Annotated in this window: 22 protein-coding genes; 21 read left to right on the plus strand and 1 reads right to left on the minus strand. The window is 44.0% G+C overall.

The annotated features are described in order from the left end of the window. From ACXAEY_RS03480 to ACXAEY_RS03530, 11 genes are read left to right on the plus strand one after another with little or no spacing between them, the layout of a single operon-like run. Nucleotides 1-1,470 carry an adenosylcobinamide amidohydrolase gene (locus ACXAEY_RS03480; protein ID WP_474810526.1) on the plus strand — a complete coding sequence of 490 codons (1,470 nt, stop codon included), beginning with the start codon at nucleotides 1-3 and terminating at the stop codon, nucleotides 1,468-1,470. After that, nucleotides 1,467-2,432, plus strand: a complete 966-nt coding sequence (gene cbiB / locus ACXAEY_RS03485; RefSeq protein ID WP_474810527.1) for an adenosylcobinamide-phosphate synthase CbiB — start codon at nucleotides 1,467-1,469, stop codon at nucleotides 2,430-2,432. Before ACXAEY_RS03480 ends, cbiB begins: the two co-directional genes overlap by 4 nt. Continuing rightward, entirely contained in the window at nucleotides 2,407-3,477 is a 1,071-nt protein-coding gene (cobD, locus tag ACXAEY_RS03490) for a threonine-phosphate decarboxylase CobD (protein ID WP_474810528.1), read from the plus strand. Before cbiB ends, cobD begins: the two co-directional genes overlap by 26 nt. Beyond that, nucleotides 3,465-4,004, plus strand: coding sequence for a bifunctional adenosylcobinamide kinase/adenosylcobinamide-phosphate guanylyltransferase (locus ACXAEY_RS03495; protein WP_474810529.1), 540 nt, complete (start codon nucleotides 3,465-3,467; stop codon nucleotides 4,002-4,004). Before cobD ends, ACXAEY_RS03495 begins: the two co-directional genes overlap by 13 nt. Nucleotides 4,005-4,008: 4 nt before the next feature. Beyond that, a complete protein-coding gene (locus tag ACXAEY_RS03500) occupies nucleotides 4,009-5,496 on the plus strand; it encodes a cobyric acid synthase (RefSeq protein ID WP_474810530.1) in 1,488 nt (495 codons plus the stop codon). Next, nucleotides 5,493-6,284, plus strand: a complete 792-nt coding sequence (gene cobS / locus ACXAEY_RS03505; RefSeq protein ID WP_474810531.1) for an adenosylcobinamide-GDP ribazoletransferase — start codon at nucleotides 5,493-5,495, stop codon at nucleotides 6,282-6,284. The genes ACXAEY_RS03500 and cobS overlap by 4 nt, the downstream gene beginning before the upstream one ends. Then, the gene (locus ACXAEY_RS03510) at nucleotides 6,242-6,847 is read left to right on the plus strand and encodes a histidine phosphatase family protein (RefSeq protein ID WP_474810532.1); all 606 of its coding nucleotides are present in this window, start codon (nucleotides 6,242-6,244) and stop codon (nucleotides 6,845-6,847) included. The genes cobS and ACXAEY_RS03510 overlap by 43 nt, the downstream gene beginning before the upstream one ends. Then, on the plus strand, nucleotides 6,799-7,224 hold the full coding sequence (locus ACXAEY_RS03515) for a bifunctional adenosylcobinamide kinase/adenosylcobinamide-phosphate guanylyltransferase (RefSeq protein WP_474810533.1): 426 nt from the start codon (nucleotides 6,799-6,801) through the stop codon (nucleotides 7,222-7,224). The genes ACXAEY_RS03510 and ACXAEY_RS03515 overlap by 49 nt, the downstream gene beginning before the upstream one ends. A 12-nt stretch (nucleotides 7,225-7,236) precedes the next feature. Then, the gene (locus ACXAEY_RS03520; RefSeq protein WP_474810535.1) at nucleotides 7,237-7,824 is read left to right on the plus strand and encodes a cob(I)yrinic acid a,c-diamide adenosyltransferase; all 588 of its coding nucleotides are present in this window, start codon (nucleotides 7,237-7,239) and stop codon (nucleotides 7,822-7,824) included. Continuing rightward, nucleotides 7,821-8,306 carry an ECF transporter S component gene (locus ACXAEY_RS03525; protein WP_474810537.1) on the plus strand — a complete coding sequence of 162 codons (486 nt, stop codon included), beginning with the start codon at nucleotides 7,821-7,823 and terminating at the stop codon, nucleotides 8,304-8,306. The genes ACXAEY_RS03520 and ACXAEY_RS03525 overlap by 4 nt, the downstream gene beginning before the upstream one ends. Then, nucleotides 8,303-9,004, plus strand: coding sequence for an ATP-binding protein (locus tag ACXAEY_RS03530; RefSeq protein ID WP_474810539.1), 702 nt, complete (start codon nucleotides 8,303-8,305; stop codon nucleotides 9,002-9,004). The genes ACXAEY_RS03525 and ACXAEY_RS03530 overlap by 4 nt, the downstream gene beginning before the upstream one ends. 50 nt (nucleotides 9,005-9,054) lie before the next feature. Here the strand turns inward: ACXAEY_RS03530 and map are convergent, their stop codons facing one another. Beyond that, on the minus strand, nucleotides 9,055-9,810 hold the full coding sequence (gene map / locus ACXAEY_RS03535; protein WP_270180071.1) for a type I methionyl aminopeptidase: 756 nt from the start codon (nucleotides 9,808-9,810) through the stop codon (nucleotides 9,055-9,057). 325 nt (nucleotides 9,811-10,135) lie between these two features. Here map and ACXAEY_RS03540 point away from each other — a divergent pair, with 325 nt between their 5' ends. The 10 genes from ACXAEY_RS03540 to ACXAEY_RS03585 all read left to right on the plus strand — a co-directional run bounded on the left by ACXAEY_RS03540 (nucleotide 10,136) and on the right by ACXAEY_RS03585 (nucleotide 18,520). Beyond that, on the plus strand, nucleotides 10,136-11,317 hold the full coding sequence (locus ACXAEY_RS03540; RefSeq protein ID WP_474810541.1) for an ATP phosphoribosyltransferase regulatory subunit: 1,182 nt from the start codon (nucleotides 10,136-10,138) through the stop codon (nucleotides 11,315-11,317). Continuing rightward, nucleotides 11,317-11,958 (plus strand): ATP phosphoribosyltransferase, encoded by a 642-nt coding sequence (gene hisG, locus ACXAEY_RS03545; RefSeq protein ID WP_270180069.1) that lies wholly within the window; start codon nucleotides 11,317-11,319, stop codon nucleotides 11,956-11,958. The genes ACXAEY_RS03540 and hisG overlap by 1 nt, the downstream gene beginning before the upstream one ends. After that, a complete protein-coding gene (hisD, locus tag ACXAEY_RS03550) occupies nucleotides 11,945-13,216 on the plus strand; it encodes a histidinol dehydrogenase (RefSeq protein ID WP_474810543.1) in 1,272 nt (423 codons plus the stop codon). The genes hisG and hisD overlap by 14 nt, the downstream gene beginning before the upstream one ends. After that, complete coding sequence (hisB, locus tag ACXAEY_RS03555; RefSeq protein WP_270180067.1) at nucleotides 13,216-13,809, plus strand: imidazoleglycerol-phosphate dehydratase HisB; 594 nt, start codon at nucleotides 13,216-13,218, stop codon at nucleotides 13,807-13,809. The genes hisD and hisB overlap by 1 nt, the downstream gene beginning before the upstream one ends. Continuing rightward, nucleotides 13,809-14,444 (plus strand): imidazole glycerol phosphate synthase subunit HisH, encoded by a 636-nt coding sequence (gene hisH, locus ACXAEY_RS03560; RefSeq protein ID WP_474810545.1) that lies wholly within the window; start codon nucleotides 13,809-13,811, stop codon nucleotides 14,442-14,444. The genes hisB and hisH overlap by 1 nt, the downstream gene beginning before the upstream one ends. 1 nt (nucleotide 14,445) lies before the next feature. Beyond that, entirely contained in the window at nucleotides 14,446-15,165 is a 720-nt protein-coding gene (gene hisA / locus ACXAEY_RS03565) for a 1-(5-phosphoribosyl)-5-[(5-phosphoribosylamino)methylideneamino]imidazole-4-carboxamide isomerase (protein ID WP_474814726.1), read from the plus strand. Between the two features lie 2 nt (nucleotides 15,166-15,167). Continuing rightward, nucleotides 15,168-15,926, plus strand: a complete 759-nt coding sequence (gene hisF / locus ACXAEY_RS03570) for an imidazole glycerol phosphate synthase subunit HisF (RefSeq protein WP_270180065.1) — start codon at nucleotides 15,168-15,170, stop codon at nucleotides 15,924-15,926. Continuing rightward, a complete protein-coding gene (gene hisIE / locus ACXAEY_RS03575; RefSeq protein WP_474810547.1) occupies nucleotides 15,923-16,549 on the plus strand; it encodes a bifunctional phosphoribosyl-AMP cyclohydrolase/phosphoribosyl-ATP diphosphatase HisIE in 627 nt (208 codons plus the stop codon). The genes hisF and hisIE overlap by 4 nt, the downstream gene beginning before the upstream one ends. A 61-nt stretch (nucleotides 16,550-16,610) precedes the next feature. Continuing rightward, nucleotides 16,611-16,748: a hypothetical protein gene (locus ACXAEY_RS03580; protein WP_270180063.1), complete on the plus strand. Its 138-nt coding sequence runs from the start codon at nucleotides 16,611-16,613 to the stop codon at nucleotides 16,746-16,748. Between the two features lie 182 nt (nucleotides 16,749-16,930). Continuing rightward, nucleotides 16,931-18,520 (plus strand): tetratricopeptide repeat protein, encoded by a 1,590-nt coding sequence (locus tag ACXAEY_RS03585; RefSeq protein ID WP_474810549.1) that lies wholly within the window; start codon nucleotides 16,931-16,933, stop codon nucleotides 18,518-18,520. Nucleotides 18,521-18,613 lie beyond the last annotated feature (93 nt).

Raw genomic sequence — 18,613 nt, forward strand, 5'->3', positions numbered from 1 at the left:
ATGTTAACGGTGAATCACGTAACAGGAGGATATCCAGGTCACGAAGTGCTCCATGATCTCTCATTCGATGTAAAAAGAGGAGAACTGCTTGGAATCGTAGGACCGAACGGTAGCGGGAAAACAACGATATTCAAAGTGATCAGCGGTATTTTAAAAGCAGATAAAGGAGAGGTGCTTTTAAAAGATAAGGCGATCTCAAAGTACTCCGCAAAGCAACTAGCAAAAGTTCTCGCTGTGCTTCCACAGCATGCTGAACATGCTTTTCCATATACAGTGAAAGAAACCGTCTCACTCGGCAGGTATGCCCACCAGACTGGATGGTTTCAGATGTGGACTGAGCGTGATGAAGCAGTTGTCCAGAAGACGATGGAGCAGACTGGAATCAAAGCTTTTCAAGACAACTACGTGAATGAACTTTCAGGTGGTGAACGTCAGCGCGTTTTCCTAGCTCAAGCACTCGCACAGGAGCCGGAAATTCTGTTGCTTGATGAGCCGACGAATCATCTTGACCTTTCTTATCAGAAAGAGCTTCTCGATTTGTTAAAAAAGTGGACGAGGGAACAAGGGCTTACGGTCATCTCAATTTTTCACGACTTGAACCTTGCTGGTTTGTATTGTGACCGCCTTTTACTACTTGAAGATGGCAAGGTGAATATGCACCACAAGCCGAACGAGGTACTGGATGAAGCGCGTATTCAGTCGGTATATCAAACGAATATTGAAAAACATCCGCACCCTACTGTACCAAAACCTCAAATGCTACTATTACCAGAGAAACAGGGTGAAGACCTCGATGACCTAGTTATCGATGAACGGTTATTAATGTCTAATGAAGAAATGATTCAGCTCAAGGCTCCGTTCCCTCTTCGGACGATGTCTTCAGGTGTCGTTGGCTCTGGAACGGGATGGTACAACACATTTGTTAATCGTCACGTCGATAAGAGCTACAGTTGTTCGAACCATCGTGAAGAAATGGAGGCGTACCTTAAAAGTCATCAGATCGATCCTGTTGAAACCGTTGGGATGATGACAGCTGTTTGTCTTGAAGATGTGTCTTATCGACTCATTGAGGATGACGGTGTTTCTGTATTTGTTGTCGTTACAGCTGGAGTGGGCAATGCTGTAGATGCATCGCGAAGTGTTGAGCACGTGTATGAACCGTTGCCTGGGACGATCAATACGTGGGTGTTTGTGAATGGTTCACTGACTGATGAGGCTTTCATACAAAGTATCATGACAGCAACAGAGGCAAAAGTGAAGGTGATGCACGATCATCATGTGAAGGACGCTATAACCGGATCGTTCGCGACAGGTACCTCGACAGATAGCATTTTGATCGCAGCGACACAGCGTGGGAAGCGCCTTCCGTATGGAGGTACGATTACGACCCTAGGAAAGCTCATCAGTCAGGGAATTTACCTGTGTACATCAGAAGCACTCAATAAGTATCGTAAAAGGGTGTCGGAATGATCCTAAACCACTTGATTGCGCTAAGCATTGCCTTTTTTTTAGATCTCATATTAGGTGACCCGCCAAAGTTGCCACATCCTGTTCGGTGGATTGGTTCAACCATTGCATTTCTTGATCATCGTTTGAACAATGGATCGTATCGGAAGCTAAAAGGTGTTGTGATGATGCTCACGGTACTGACGATTGTTGTGGGCATAACGGTGGCTTGCGTGCTTCTTGCTTATTCCCTTTCTCCCTTATTAGGAATAGCTCTTGAAGCGCTCCTCATCGCAACAACGGTATCACAAAAAAGTCTTCGGACAGCGGCGCTTGAAGTATTCGAACCTCTTCAAAAAGGTGAGAAGATGGAAGCGAGGAGAAGGCTATCTTACATTGTTGGACGGGACACTGACCAACTGGGAGAAAGCGAGATTGCAAGGGGAGCAGTTGAAACTGTCGCAGAAAACACGAGTGATGGCGTCACAGCACCTCTTTTCTGGGCGCTTTTCGGAGGTGCTGCAGGTGCTGTGGCTTATCGCGTGATCAATACGTGTGATTCGATGGTGGGTTACCAAGATGATAAGTATTATGACTTTGGATGGGCATCAGCAAAATTGGATGACGTAGTAAATTGGCTTCCTAGTAGAATGACTGCCTTTTGCATGCTTTTATCAACAAAGCCGAAGCAGCAGACGATGAAGGGTACGTGGACCATTCTTTTCAGGGATGCTAAAAAGCACCCTAGTCCAAACAGTGGTTGGGGAGAAGCTGCAACTGCAGCTCTTCTTGGCGTTCAATTGGGTGGAAGTAATTCATATCGTGGTCAGGTTTCGAATCGCGCTAGGATGGGTGACCCGATCGTTCCGCTCCATTCATTACATATTCCTCAATCGATTTCCATCATGCATCGCACATCACTGTTGTTTCTCATCATTTTATGGATTGGAGGACTCATTTTTGACGCTACCTTCCCATGGTTCTAATCCTCATTATTTATACAAATCTCTTAATCTAACAAAACCAGACCGCTATAGTGATTTTAGTGCAAATCTTAATCCTATTGGGCCACCTCTAGAACTGAAAGAACGGTGGAATGATTCATTCGAAGCGATCACCACGTATCCTGATCCAAAAGCTTTATCGTTAACGAAAAAGTTAGCGAAAGAATGGAACGTAGACGAAGCAAACGTCCTTATCGGTAACGGGGGAGCTGAACTGATTTCACTCGTTGGCCGTTTTCTAGCAGGTAAACGCGTGTGTATCGTTCAGCCTACTTTCTCAGAATACGAGAATGCTTGTAGAAGTAACGGGTGTGAAGTTCTTAACCACTCCTTAGAGGAAGGCGATTGGGAATTAGATACTGCTTCACTTATTAATAAAATGAAACAAGTTGACGCTCTCTTTCTCTGTTCACCGAATAACCCTACAGGCTTGGCTTATTCTGAAACGGAAATCAAGATGCTTCTAGATGAAACTAAAAAGCATAATTGCTATTTGGTCATGGATGAAGCGTTTATGGATTTTCTCTCAGATGAAAATTCGATCATTCCATACACCCATACCTATCAAAAACTAATCGTTCTTCGTTCGCTAACGAAAATGTATGCGATACCTGGACTACGGATCGGATATATGGTCGCAAATGAGGGTGTGATCAATGCAGTTAAAAAAAGCCAGCCTCATTGGAGTGTGAATGCACTTGCGCTCCTAGCGGGTGAAATCTGTCTGAATCAATATGATCACGTTAAGAAGACGCGTCACCTCATTCAGCAAGAGAGAGAAAACCTTCAGCGCTTTTTTGATGCCCATTCCTTTCAGTACTCCAGATCGAGCGTGAATTTTTATTTATTACGAGATCCTGAGAAGAACGACCAATCCGAGCTCCTTCATTACTTATTACATAACGAAATCGTTCCAAGACATACGTATAACTTTGCTGGTCTTGACGGAAGATGGCTCAGATTCGCGATTCGTACACCGAGCGAAAATCAGCGTTTGTTGGAGGTGCTTAAGCGATGGCGGACATAATCTTCATCAGCGGTGGCGTTCGAAGTGGAAAAAGCAGCTTTGCTGAAAATCTGGCAACCTCTTATGCGGAAAGAGAAACTAACTCTCTTTATTACATTGCATGTGGAGAGCCGGTAGACCAGGAGATGAAAGAGCGAATCGCCCAACATCGTTATGATCGAAGCAAAGCTGCGTCTTGGACAACGGTCGAATGCCCGGTGAACGTTGGCAGTGCCGCTAAGCGTATAGACCAAGGAGGAATTGTGCTTCTTGATTGTTTGACCACGTTACTATCAAACGAACTTTTTAAGCAGATCGAATCGTACGAAGGGCTGATCGACCGTATCAAATGTGACCTATCCATAGTAGCTGAAAACTGTGACGTCCTTATTATCGTAAGTAACGAAGTCAGTTTTGAACCTTTCGACACTCCCCTCGTGAAAACGTATGGAAAGCTTCTCGGCAGTCTTCATCAGTGGGTTGTTGGGCAAGCTCGAGAAGCATATCTCGTAGAAGCAAGCATTCCAATTTTGAAGAAAAGGAGGTGATCGAGTGAACGGCATTATGATTCAGGGTACGGCGTCTGACGTTGGAAAGAGTCTGATCGTAACAGCTATGTGCCGTCTTCTAGCGAATGAAGGCTTCTCCGTTACCCCTTTTAAATCTCAAAATATGTCAAACAATTCTTATGTAACGATCGATGGGAAGGAAATTGGACGGGCACAGGGGATACAGGCTGAAGCTGCAAGAACAGAAGCGAGTGTGTGGATGAACCCAATTTTGCTGAAACCAAGATCAGATCAACATGCAGAAGTGATTCGATTCGGCACGTCGTTCAGCACATTTTCTGGTAAAGATTACAGAGACGCGTTCTATGAGATGGGCCTCGAAAGTATTGATCTTGCTCTTCGGCACCTGGAGGAGAATTACGATGTCATTGTAATGGAAGGTGCAGGTAGTCCAGTCGAGGTGAATTTAAAAGACCGTGAACTTGTAAATATGAAAGTTGCAGAAATGGCCGACGTCCCTGTGCTGCTTGTCGCAGATATTGATCGAGGAGGCGTCTTTGCTAGCGTGGTCGGAACACTCGCACTCCTTGAGCCTTCAGAAAAGAAGCGTGTAAAAGGAATACTCATCAATAAGTTCCGCGGCGACCCTGAGCTTTTCGAAGATGGAATCAAATGGATTGAAGAACACACACGACTTCCTGTCGTTGGCATTCTTCCTTATGTAGAACACCGAGTAGAAGGAGAAGATTCACTATCGTTAAACGATCGTTTCATAAGCAAAAAAGGATCGATCGATCTTGCCGTGATTCAGCTCCCATACCTTTCAAACTACACGGACGTTGAACCTTTTCAGGATGAAGATGTGACAGTTCGATGGGTTCAGCATCCAGCTGAGATCGGTGAGGCAGATGCTGTGATTCTTCCAGGGACGAAAAGCACAATCCATGATTTGAACTGGCTGAAAGACAGAGGATTTGATCATGAGATTCGTAACGTCATGTCTCGTGGAGGGAGTATCATCGGCATTTGCGGTGGGTTTCAGATGTTGACCGATTCACTAATCGATGAATATGGTTCAGACACGGGGGAGCCAGGACTTTCTGCAACTGGGCTTGGAATCATTTCTGCTATTACCTCATTTAATCGAGAAAAAACTACGGTTCGAATGGACGGCAAGCTTCACCCTTCTACTAAACTTGATACGTTGATCTCAGGGTATGAGATTCATCTTGGGAATACGACCTTCACTAACTCGTATGAACACCCTTTTTTACAGTTAGAAGACGGGCGGTCTGAAGGGTATTACGGGCAAGATGGAAGGGTTATCGGAACATATATGCACCATCTTTTTCATAATGACCAATGGAGAACAGAGTGGCTCAATCGTCTTCGTCAGAAAAAGGGGCTTGCTTTGGAAGCGAATCGATCTCGACGGAAGGACGAAACGTATGACGATCTCGCCAATGAATGGAAGCCTCATCTCAACTGGGACCTTATTAAAGAGATAATGTTTGAGGGCGGTCCTCAATGAGTTGGTTACAAGGCATTCTGATTAACCTTCAATTTTTCACAACCATACCCGTACACCGAGAGCTATCGATGGGGAATGTTCAGGTGAAACGTGCGGTTCAAACCTTCCCGCTAATCGGGTTGATGCAAGGTGCTCTCACGTCAGGGTTTTTATATGCGCTGGTCGTTTGGACGCCATTCTCAAACCTCGCGATCAGCTTTATGCTTTGGTTGTTCATGATCGTCTTATCAGGTGGTATCCATCTCGACGGCTGGATGGATGCAAGCGATGCGTTCTTCTCGTATCAACAACTCGAAAAGCGACTTCAGATTATGAGTGATCCACGTACGGGTGCTTTTGGGGTATTATCCGTTATCGTATTACTCGGGTCTAAATTTCTCTTTATCTATGAAACGATTCAGGAAATAAACCTAGTAACATACTTACTCATCGCAACGATACCTTTTCTAAGTAAAAGTGTGATGGGGATCTTTCTCATAACCATACAACCTTCAAAAGAAGAGGGCCTCGCTACCTTTTTTCAAAAAGCAGTTCAACCATCTTCTAGGTGGATTTACCTCTTATTCACTGGTATTTATGTGATGGTAGTTTTTCTAATCGTAGAAGAAGCGGTCTTCCTCATCTTGACGATGATCGGTGTAACGGTCGTTTTGGCGTGGTTTATGAAAAGAAAAATAGTACGCTGGTTTGGTGGTATCACTGGAGACGTACTCGGCGCGAGTGTTGAAGGAACGGAGGTGCTCCTTTGGATGACAGTGTGGTTATCGTACTACTTCGTCACGGGGTAACAGAAGAAAATCGACGAGGTGCTTATATCGGTTGGACGAATGCTCAGCTGAGTGAAAAAGCAACGTTTACACAGGTAGGCGATGAGAACGTTGACCTCGTTTTCACTAGCGATTTGGACCGGTGTACGCAATCGGTAAAACGTCTTTTTCCAATGAAAGATGCGATCGAGATGATGAACTTTCGAGAACTGCATTTTGGGAGTTGGGAGGGAAAAACGTACGCGGAGCTTGAAGCAGATGAACGGTATCGGACCTGGTTGGAAGATCCTTCTGTTGCACCACCTGGAGGAGAGAGCTTCAAAATGTTTACCGATCGAATCGATGAAGGGTTCGATTCAGTCGTAAATCGGATGAGCACGAACAGGAGAGCTGCACTCGTTACGCATGGTGGGGTAATCCGTTATTTACTAACGAAGTATGCACCTGCACAGCGTTCATTTTGGGATTGGACGATCCCACATGGGACAGGCGTAAAGCTCGTATGGAAGATAAATGATCTAAGGAGGGGAGAGCGATGCACGTCGTTACAGGTGGTGCATTCAACGGAAAATCCAAGTGGGTGAGAGACTATTATGGTGTACCTTTAGAGTGGTACTCTGCATATGATGGGACTTCCTGGGACGAGAAATCGTTCAAAAAAGATGTAGTCGTTCTTGAAGGATTGGAAGAATGGATCAAGACGTTTGTTTCGGATCAGAAAAGTCTGAAGGAAACCAGAAGAGCTGTGGGCTCATACATGGAAGCTTGGAGCGCTTGGGAAAGCGGAAGAGATGAGCGAACAATCATTGTTATCGGAACGGATATCATGAAAGGGATCGTACCTCTTGAAAAAGAGAAGCGGATGTGGCGGGATGTCGTCGGATGGGCTTATCAGGACCTCGTAAGTCTAGCAGAACGTGTAGATGTAATCTGGTATGGACTCAATCAGCAGTTAAAATAAGGAGGAATCACGATGAAGATTTATACAAGAACTGGGGATGAAGGAAAGACAAGTATCATTGGAGGAAGAGTCGACAAGGATGATGTGAGAGTGGAAGCTTACGGAACAGTAGATGAAATCAACGGCTTTGTAGGTCAAGCGATTGTTGAACTGAATGAGCTGATGCCAAATAATTTTATCGATCTATTAGAGGACCTTGAGAAAATTCAGCATGAACTCTTTGACTGTGGTGGTGACTTGGCTAACGTTTCCAAAAAGCGTGAGTTTAAACTCGAAACGTCTTCCATTACATACCTCGAAGGACGAATCGACGAGTTTATTGACGAAGCACCGGCACTAGAGAGATTCATCTTGCCTGGTGGTAGTAAACCGTCATCGACGATTCACATCGCGCGTACAATCACACGTAGAGCTGAGCGTCACGTTGTTACGTTAATGAAAGAAGCGGAGCTCTCCCCGGTGCCGATGAAGTATTTGAACCGTTTATCAGATTACTTTTTTGCACTAGCACGAGTCATTAATTACCGTCTAGGTGTGAAGGATGTAGAGTATGCAAGGAGTGCGAAGGTGTTCCGCGGCGGAAAGCGTAAGGGTGAATGAACGGAAAGCAGGCGAGCATCCTTGCTAGTTTCATTGCCCTGTCTGTAGTTGGCGCATTGATCAAGGTACCAGCGATCGTTGGTAGTGTTGCGTTCGATGTGTTTCCAGCTTTGATTGCATCCGTATTGATCGGAAGCCGAAGTGGCGCAATCATCGCAAGCTTCGGTCATCTTTTATCGGCTTTAATCGTTGGATTGCCGCTTGGACCTCTTCACCTCTTGATCGCTTTTGAAATGGCAGCTCTCGTTTATTTATTTGGTAAGTTGTATCGTTCAACGAACAAGACGTGGGCAATGGTACTTTTTATACTTGGCAATGCGTTCGTTGCCCCATTGCCTTTCCTCTTTATACTAGGTAGCGGTTTTTACGTTGCACTTATTCCTGCTCTCCTTATTGGTTCTCTATTTAACCTCGTTTTAGCAATCGTTCTTATACCGAGGCTGGGGGCGATCTTTGAGAAAAAAGGGGTAGTAAACCCATGAGAGATGGCATTGTCATTCCGTTTGAAGACCAGTTTCTCGTCATCACAAACGATAATAGCGGCGGAATCGGAAGTAAGGACCAAGATGTTGTTCAAGTTCCTTACGATACGGTCGCATACTATGCGTTTAGAGTTGCCGTGATGGAGTGTCTTTCATTAGGTGCTACACCTATTTCTGTCATCGTTAATAACTTCTGCGGTGATGAGGAATGGGATGAATTAGTTCATGGAATAGAAAAAGGAATGTTTGAGCTAGGTGTTGATCTGACGATAACAGGTAGCTCTGAAACAAATATCTCACTCGTGCAGTCTGCGGTTGGAATCGCTGTACTCGGTAAGAAACAGTCGCACACGTCACCTCCAATCGTTCCTAGAATAAGGTTTGCTGTAATCGGAGAACCACTTGTTGGGGAAGAAGTGATGCATCATAAAGAGAAGATCGCACCGCTTCCATTGTTTCAATGGATTTGTAAGCAGGAAAAAGTAGTCGGCGTCATACCTGTAGGCTCCAAAGGTATTCTATATGAGCTTCGACAGTTACTAGGCTATGATATACAAGAAGATAAAGTTCGAGTGGGAGTAGATATGCAAAAGTCGGCTGGTCCCTCGACGTGTTTTATCGTTGCATATGAGGAATCTCTTCATGAAGTGATACGCTTTAAGGCTGAAGAGCATTTTAACACTATTGATGTAAAGTGATTGGATGAACATAAACAAGAGGGACGTACGACGTACGTCCCTCTTGTTCGTTACTCATCTTCTTGCATTGTTAAAATAACCGGTCCTTCTGATGTAATCGCAATGGTATGCTCGTATTGAGCAGAAAGAGAACCATCTAATGTACGCGCAGTCCATCCATCTTCATCGATCTGACTGTAAGGTACGCCTGTATTGAGCATCGGTTCAATCGTGATGACCATGCCTTCTTTTAGACGCATTCCAGTTCCAGGCTGACCGAAATGAGGAATCATCGGTTCTTCGTGAAGTGTCGGTCCGATTCCATGCCCTGTAAAGTCACGGACGACCCCAAACCCTTCACCTTCAGCATACTGTTGAATGGCATGCCCGATGTCACCGATACGATTTCCGATGACTGCCTGCTCGATGCCTACATAGAGAGATTTTTTCGTTGTATCAAGCAGCTTTTGTTTTTCTTCAGAAATTTCCCCAACCGCATACGACCAAGCTGAGTCAGCTAAAGCGCCGTTTAGATTAACGACCATGTCGATCGTAACGATGTCACCTTCTTCAAGTTTTTTAGTGTTCGGGAAGCCGTGACAGATCACATCATTCACTGATGCGCATGTAGCAAATGGGTAATCTTGATACCCTTTTTGTTCCGGTGTCGCTCCGTGCTCCTCCAGAAAGTCTTCTACGAAAGAATCAAGTTGTAAGGTTGTTACACCTGGCTTGATCAGTGCTCGAAGCTCTTTATGACAGGCCGCAAGAAGTTCACCGGCTTCTTTCATGAGCTGAATTTCTCGTTTCGTTTTCCGTTGTATCATGTTTTCGCCTACTTTCTGCGGTATTCTTATTACGATATGTGTCGCCCTCCGTTACTGTAACAAAAAAGACCGCACATTGCAGGATTTTCGCCTAAACCAAACGAAATACACCTACTTTCCTTTATATTATCCAATTGCACCTATACCTTTCATTCAAAAAAGGAGATTGAATAGATTCATCGGTGTAAAGTTCAGATTAGAGGAAATCGTTATAGGGAATTATTTTCATATATGTTGACGTTAGTATGTCAGAGATGTAAACTACAGATAACTTCATCTTGTTAGTATGTTAGCGAACTAAAGTATAATAAGCGGGGTGCAATTGATGACAGTACCATTTGTTTTTGAAAAGCCACTCGGTATGCGTGATACGCTGCCGGTATTATATGATCTTAAAACAAACATTAGGCAAAAGATTCAAGGGGTTACAGAAACATGGGGATATCGTTTTATGAATACCCCAACGCTTGAGTATTATGAAACCGTTGGAGATGCCTCAGCTATTCTCGATCAGCAATTATTCAAGCTTCTTGATCAACGTGGCAAAACGCTTGTGTTACGACCAGATATGACGGCGCCGATCGCAAGGGTCGCTGCATCTAGTTTAAAACATGAGCCGTTTCCACTAAGGCTTGCATATGATTCCAATGTCTTCCGGGCTCAGGAAGATGAAGGAGGAAAGCCTGCTGAATTTGAACAGATCGGGGTAGAACTGATCGGTGATGGCACAGCGAGTGCTGATGCAGAGGTCATCGCCCTGATGGCAGAGGTGTTGAATAAAGCAGGTCTTGAAGAATACCAAATCGCCATCGGTCACGTAGGATTTATTCAGGAACTATTCTTGTCGATCGTAGGAAACGAAGAGCGCGCAGCTACGTTAAGACGCTTTTTATATGAGAAGAATTATGTCGGGTACCGTCAGCATGTAAGAGAAATGGCGCTGTCAAGCATCGATCAAAAGCGTTTGATGGATCTCTTAACATTAAGAGGAGATGGATCGAAGCTTGGAGATGCATTTGAGCTCCTTCCAACTGAAAAAGGGGAAAACGTCCTTCGCGATCTACGGACCCTTTTAGATACACTTGAAGCATATGGTGTCGCTCATCGCGTTAAATTCGATTTCACGCTCGTTAGTCATATGAGCTACTATACAGGCGTTGTTTTCGAAGGATATGCAAATAACCTTGGTGTACCTCTTAGTAACGGAGGCCGCTATGATGAATTGCTAAGCCGATTCAATCGTCCAGCTCAAGCAACTGGATTTGGAATAAGACTAGATCATCTCGCGGAAGCATTGAATCCAAATCGAGAAGAAACGCTTCCATCTGCTATTATTTTCAGCCCTGAACGAAAGCAAGAAGCCATTGAGCAAGTAACGGATAGACGAGCTAATGGAGAGAGAGTCGTCATGCAGGAATTAAGCGGGGTAGCAGATCTAGATGCGTTCTCCGAAAGGTTTGACGACGTAGTTTATTTAATCGGTAAGAACGGAAAGGGGACGATGTAATGCTTACGATGGCGATGCCAAAAGGACGGATCTTCGAAGAAGCAGTTGGCTTGCTTCGTAGAGCAGGATATAAGTTGCCTCCGGAATTTGACGACTCTAGAAAATTGATTCTAGAAATAGAAGAGGAAAATCTCCGCTTTATCCTTGCAAAACCAATGGACGTGCCGACTTACGTAGAACATGGTGTAGCTGACGTTGGAATCGCTGGTAAAGACGTGATGCTCGAAGAAGAACGGAACGTTTATGAAGTGTTGGACCTTAAAATCAGTGACTGTTACCTTGCTGTTGCGGGAATAACGGACAAGCCAGTTGCAGGTGTAGCACCTAAAATCGCTACAAAATATCCAAATGTCGCATCCAATTATTTTAGACAGCAAGGCGAACAAGTAGAAATCATAAAGCTAAACGGATCGATTGAGCTTGCGCCTCTAATAGGATTGGCTGATCGCATCGTCGACATTGTTTCAACAGGGCGAACGTTAAAAGAGAACGGCTTGATGGAAACGGCATTTATCGAGTCGATCACATCTCGCTTTATTGTGAACCCAGTCAGTTATCGTACAAAAGATCGTGTGATCGATGATATGGTAGAACGTTTGGCAGCTGTTGTTGAAGGAGTAGATGACTATGAGAATCGTTAACATGAATCAGGGCATTTCGATAAAACGTTCAATAGAAGAAGGGACGGAAGAGCAGCGACAAGCTGTTTTGTCGATTCTTGATCAGGTGAAAAGAAACGGTGATGAAGCTGTTTCAACGTTTACAAAGACGTTTGATGGAGCAGACCTCAACGATTACCGTGTTTCTGCCGATGAAATTCATGAAGCGTACAAAAATGTATCAGATGAGGTCGTATCGGTGATCAGAGAAGCGGCTACGAATATACGGACGTTTCACGAACAGCAAAGACGTCAATCATGGTTTACAACTTCAGAAGATGGAACGATGTTAGGCCAAAAAGTGACGCCGTTAGATTCTGTTGGCGTTTATGTACCTGGGGGAAAAGCTGCCTATCCGTCATCCGTATTAATGAACGTGATACCTGCATCTGCTGCAGGAGTGAAGCGCATTGCGATGGTTACTCCTCCAGATGCTGAAGGGAAAGTTCCAGCAGGTGTATTGGTAGCAGCGAATGAAGTGGGTGTATCAGAAATCTTCAAAGTGGGTGGCGCACAAGCGGTCGCAGCACTTGCTTATGGAACTGAAACGGTTCAACCCGTTGATAAGATTGTTGGTCCAGGAAATATATACGTAGCACTTGCAAAGCGCGAAGTGTTTGGGCTTGTTGATATCGACATGATTGCAGGACCGAGTGAAATTGTTGTTCTAGCTGACGACAGTGCAAAGGCTTCATACGTTGCAGCTGATCTGCTGTCTCAAGCTGAGCACGATGAACGAGCGAGTGCAGTACTCGTAACGGATTCGATGTCCCTTGCTGAATCTGTTGAAAAAGAAGTGAAAAGACAGCTCGAACAGCTTCCTCGAGCGGAAATTGCTTCGAAGTCTATCGAAGATTATGGGGTCATCTACGTTGTAGAAAACATTGAACAGGGAGTAGAGGCTGTAAACGAACTAGCACCTGAGCACCTTGAAGTACTCGTAACGAATCCGATGGCATTGCTAGGGAAGATTCGGCATGCGGGAGCCATCTTTTTAGGACCTTATAGTTCAGAACCTGTTGGTGATTATTTTGCGGGTCCTAACCACGTTTTACCGACGAATGGAACGGCCCGTTTTTCGAGTCCGCTTTCGGTAGACGATTTTATAAAGAAATCAAGTGTGATTTCTTATAGTAAAGAGGCGTTACAGGAAAACGGAAATAGTATTGCAACACTTGCTAAGTTGGAAGGATTGGATGCTCACGCAAGAGCGATCGAACTTCGATTGGAGGACATGTAATGACTGATGAGAGAACTTATTCAATTTCAAGAGAAACTTCTGAAACCTCTATTAATCTAACATTTGCTGTAGATGGAGAGGGAAATTCACAGTTAGAGACAGGAGTTCCTTTTTTAACACATATGCTGGATTTATTCACGAAACACGGGAAGTTTGATCTCTCTCTAACGGCAAACGGAGATACGGAGATCGATGATCATCACACGACAGAGGATATTGGAATCTGTCTTGGTGAGACGATTCGCCAGGCGTTAGGATCAAAAGAAGGAATCAGAAGGTATGGAAATGCATTCGTACCGATGGATGATGCTCTTGCGCAAGTTGTCGTCGATTTAAGCAATCGACCTCACCTTGAATATCGAGTTGAATTACCTGCAGATCGCGTCGGTACATTCGACACTGAATTAGTGCATGAATTCCTCTGGAAGCTTGCTCTTGAAGCGCGCATGAATCTTCATGTCATCGTACATTACGGACATAACACCCACCACATCATCGAGGCGATCTTTAAAGCGTTAGGCCGTGCGTTGGATGAAGCTACCTTATTAGATCCACGTGTGAAAGGTGTTCCTTCGACAAAGGGGATGCTGTGATGATCGGTATTATCGACTATGGAATGGGAAATTTATATAGTGTAAGTAAAGCGCTCGAACGACTTGGTTTTGATTACTTTGTCTCTGAGAAGGAAGAAGAGTTAGCGAAGGCTAGCGGATTACTACTTCCAGGGGTGGGGTCTTTTCGAGATGCGATGGCCATCTTAGTTGAAACGGGTTTAAAGTCATTCATCGAAAAAGAAGTGGAAGCAGGGAAACCATTGCTTGGTATTTGCCTTGGTATGCAGCTTCTTTTTGAAGGAAGTGAAGAAAATGGAGAGACGAACGGCTTTTCATTTTTACCTGGTAAAGTGAAAAAGTTCCCATACAAAGATGAGACTGGTCAGGAGTATAAAATTCCACACATGGGCTGGAACGAATTGACGAGACTACAGCCTGATTCTTTCCTTCTTCAAGGCGTATCTGATGAGCACGTATACTTTGTGCATTCTTACTATGTTGATACGAAAGACCGTGATGTGCTTATCGCAACTTCTGATTACAGCGAAGAGGTTCCAGCTGTAGTTGGGAAAGGCAACGTGTTCGGTACACAATTTCATCCTGAGAAAAGCAGTCATGCAGGATTAACGATTCTTAAAAACTTTGCAGAATACGTGGAAAGGAATGACGTATAGAATGGCCTTTACGATCTATCCAGCAATCGATATACGTGGTGGGAAATGTGTTCGACTTCTACAGGGAGATTATAATCAGGAAACGGTTTATGGAGACTCACCCTATGACATGGCGAAAAAATTCGCAGATGACGGATCAAAATGGATTCACATGGTGGACCTGGACGGTGCGAAAGAAGGGAAACGTGTAAACGATCATCATGTATTAAAAGTGGCTCAAGAGCTTGGTGTTCACGTTCAAGTTGGGGGAGGAATCCGTACGGAGGAAGATGTTGCACATTATCTTGAAAATGGCGTGGACAGAATTATTCTCGGAAGCAGTGCGATCTCTCATCCTGAATTTGTAAAGAAGATGCTCTCACGTTATAAAGAGAAGATCGCGATTGGAATCGATGCACGTGACGGCTATGTAGCGGTTGAAGGATGGCTAAAAACCTCTGAGATCAAAGCAGTGGATCTTGGTAAGGAACTTGCTGACCACGGCGCAGAAGTTTTCATATTTACAGATATTTCTAAGGATGGTACGCTTTCAGGACCTAACGTAGAGGCGATTGCTGAACTTGGAGAAGCTACTGGAAAAGAAGTCATCGCATCTGGTGGTGTTAGTAAACTTGATGATTTAACGAGCCTACGCAGCAGAAGTGAGTCGATAAGCGGTGCGATTGTAGGAAAAGCTCTCTATACGGAGAAATTCACGTTAAAACAAGCTCTGGAGGTTTAAACATGTTAACGAAACGGATCATTCCATGCCTTGATGTAAAAGATGGTCGAGTTGTTAAGGGTGTACAGTTTGTCGGCCTTCGTGATGCGGGTGATCCCGTAGAGCTTGCTAGGGTATATGATCAAGAGGGAGCAGATGAACTTGTCTTCTTAGATATATCTGCTTCTCACGAAGGAAGAGAAACGATGGTAGACGTAGTGCGACAAGTCGCAGCTGAGCTTGCCATCCCATTTACTGTAGGTGGAGGAATCAATAAGCTAGAAGATATGAAACGTGTTCTTCGTGCAGGTGCCGACAAAGTATCGATGAACACAGCTGCGGTATTGCGGCCTGAACTAATTAGTGAAGGTGCTGATTATTTCGGAACACAGTGTATGGTCGTGGCAATCGATGCAAAGTGGGAGCCTGATTTAAACACATGGCGTGTGTATACGCATGGTGGTCGCACTCAAACAGAATGGGATGCGATCGAATGGGCAAAGAAAGCCGAGGAGATGGGGGCTGGAGAAATCCTACTTACAAGCATGAATGCGGATGGTAGTAAGGAAGGATTTGATTTACCACTTACGAATGCAATCGGTAAAGCTGTTACGATTCCAATCATCGCTTCTGGTGGGGCAGGCTCCTCAGATGACTTTTTAGAAGTGTTTCGTGAAGCGAAAGCAGATGCAGCACTTGCCGCTTCGATCTTTCATTACAAAGAAACATCCGTGTCTCAAGTAAAAAAACTTCTTAAAGAAAACGGGGTGGCGATTCGATGAATGTAGAAACGATCAATTTTGATGAAAAAGGACTTGTTCCAGCAATCGTACAGGACGCAATGAGTAAAGAAGTGCTCACCCTCGCCTATATGAATGAAGAATCGCTAAAGAAAACCATCGATACGAAAGAAACGTGGTTTTATAGCCGCTCTCGTGATGAACTGTGGCATAAAGGGGAGACTTCTGGCAATACCCAGGAAGTTGTTGATCTTCGCTACGATTGTGATCAAGACGCTATGCTAGTTCTCGTTAAGCCGGCTGGTCCTGCTTGCCATAAAGGAGATTACTCTTGCTTTTCCGATTCACTCTTAGCGGAAGAAACTAAGCCAGTCGAGTCTCGTTTTGAGATTTTAAATACACTTGAAAACATCATAGCTAAGCGCGATGCAGAACGGCCTGAAGGAGCGTATACCACTTACCTCTTTGAGGAAGGTGTCGATAAAATTCTGAAGAAAGTTGGGGAAGAAGCTTCAGAAGTGATCATCGCAGCCAAAAATAGAGACAAAGAAGAGTTGACGTGGGAATCTGCCGACCTTCTCTTTCATTTAATGGTCTTACTACGTGAACAAGACTGCCCACTAGATGAGGTATTGAATGTTCTCGAAAAACGACACAGTTCGTGAAACCTTTTCGATCGTGAATCGTATGTAAAAGAAAGGCGATTATGAAGAGGAGAGATCGGTTATGTTCGTAGGCTTTTTATTTATCGGACTTGCAATCGGGCTGTTCATTGGACATCCTGGACCGGGTGTTCTATTAGGCATGGGAGTTGGCTTTATCGCACAGAAGATGATGGAGAGAAAAGAGAACATGTGGAAGTAATCTACACTATAAACGTTTACGAGGCTGTCGAATTATCTCGGCAGCCTTTTTTCTGCTCATTTCAACCATATCTCTTCACTCTTTCATAGATTTTTCCTACACGATTGGAAACAGATGTATGTTATACTTTTGAACGGACATGACTGGTATAGAACTACTTTTAGAAAGTAATGGGGGAAAACATGAGGAAAGAACTTCATGCTTCTTCGGAACTAAAAGGCCGTTTGATTCCGTTCATCCAGAACGGAGATTATTTTTTTAATAAGGCTATGAGAGCCTATCAACAGCGGAACCTTGATAAAGCAAGACAGCATCTTGAAAGAGCTGTAAAGCTTGAACCCGAAGAGGTCGATTATATATGTCAATTGGCAGCGGTCCTTGCAGAATTAGGCGAATATGAAGCATCGAATAATTGGCTTACGTTTGTTCTTGATGATCTTGATCCTGACTTATATGAATGCTATTTCTTTCTAGCAAACAATTACGCCCATATGGGTTTGTTTCAACAAGCAGAAACGCATGCGAAAACTTACCTGGTGCACGAACCTGAGGGTGAGTTTCTTGAAGATGCCGAAGAACTAGTCGAACTCATCTCGTTTGAACAAGAAGAAACTGTCCTTGAGTCAAGTGAAGAAAGTTTGATTCAGGAACATGAGGAAGCTAGAGGTGCGATCGAATCAGGAAGATTTCCTGAAGCGATCGAGCTTTTAGAAAATATGACTAGTGTTTATACTGAATTTTGGCCAGCTTATAATAATCTGGCACTAGCTTATTTTTATAATGAGCAGTATGAAGAAGCGATAAAGGTTCTCGATCTCGTATTGACTAAGAACGAAGGAAATTTAAATGCAGTATGCAACCTTGCTTTGTTTTACGATTTCCTTGGACAGCACGTGAAGCGTGATGTGATGGTTGAGAGGCTTAAGAACGTCTATCCAATTCATGTTGATCATAGGTACAAGCTAGGAAGTACACTAGGTTTTCTTGATGAGCACGAGTTAGCTTTCTATTGGTTAAGAAAAGTGGAAGTGACGCGTCCAGAATGGAATGTGCCTTTCTATCATTGGTTAGCAGTATCTGCTTTTCACCTTGATCGTCCGGAAGTCGCAAAACGATATTGGGAGCGAATCAAGCAGTTAGATCCAATGAATGAGATCGCAACTTCTCATATCGAAGCGTTAGATGCCGGAACGTTAACGACTGATCGAATCAACTATCGATCGCACACGCCGCGCGATACGGAAGAAAAAGTTAAGAAACATGATTATTATGGAAAAATGACACATCTGATGCTTCTTTACACGAAAAGAGATCCTGCTGGCGCTTCAATTCTTCATTCGTACTGTAAAAGTAAGGATGAACCACTTCTTATTAAAGAGCTATCTGCTTATATAGCTTTGACTCTTTCAGGAGAAGAAGTAAGGATTGTTGATGATGAGGTAGTCACGATAACGAACTATAGTGACTTCTCTCCGTATGTAACCGCTGGAATGCGTGTGATTGCGGAGTTAGAGCAATCGTATTTAACTGATACGGAACTGCACGAGCTCATTTCTACCGTATGGTTACCTTGTTATGTTAAGCTACAACGTGACAATAGCTCCTTTCAGAATTCAAAGGGCGTTGCAGCGGCGATGCTATACATGTGGAAGAAGCTAAATGCGATGGACGTATCACAGATTGAAGTAGCAAAAACCTTCGAAATCTCTAGCTCGACTGTACATGCATATCGAAAGAAACTTACGAATCTACTAGCAAAAAGAGATGGGTAAGCAACCTGCTAGACTTTCCTTTTATCATCAGTTATTATACTAGATAAGAAACATTATTTCTTAATAATTAATATAAATAGATTACAACGTGAG

Source organism: Anaerobacillus sp. ABA4_114 (assembly GCF_056159065.1).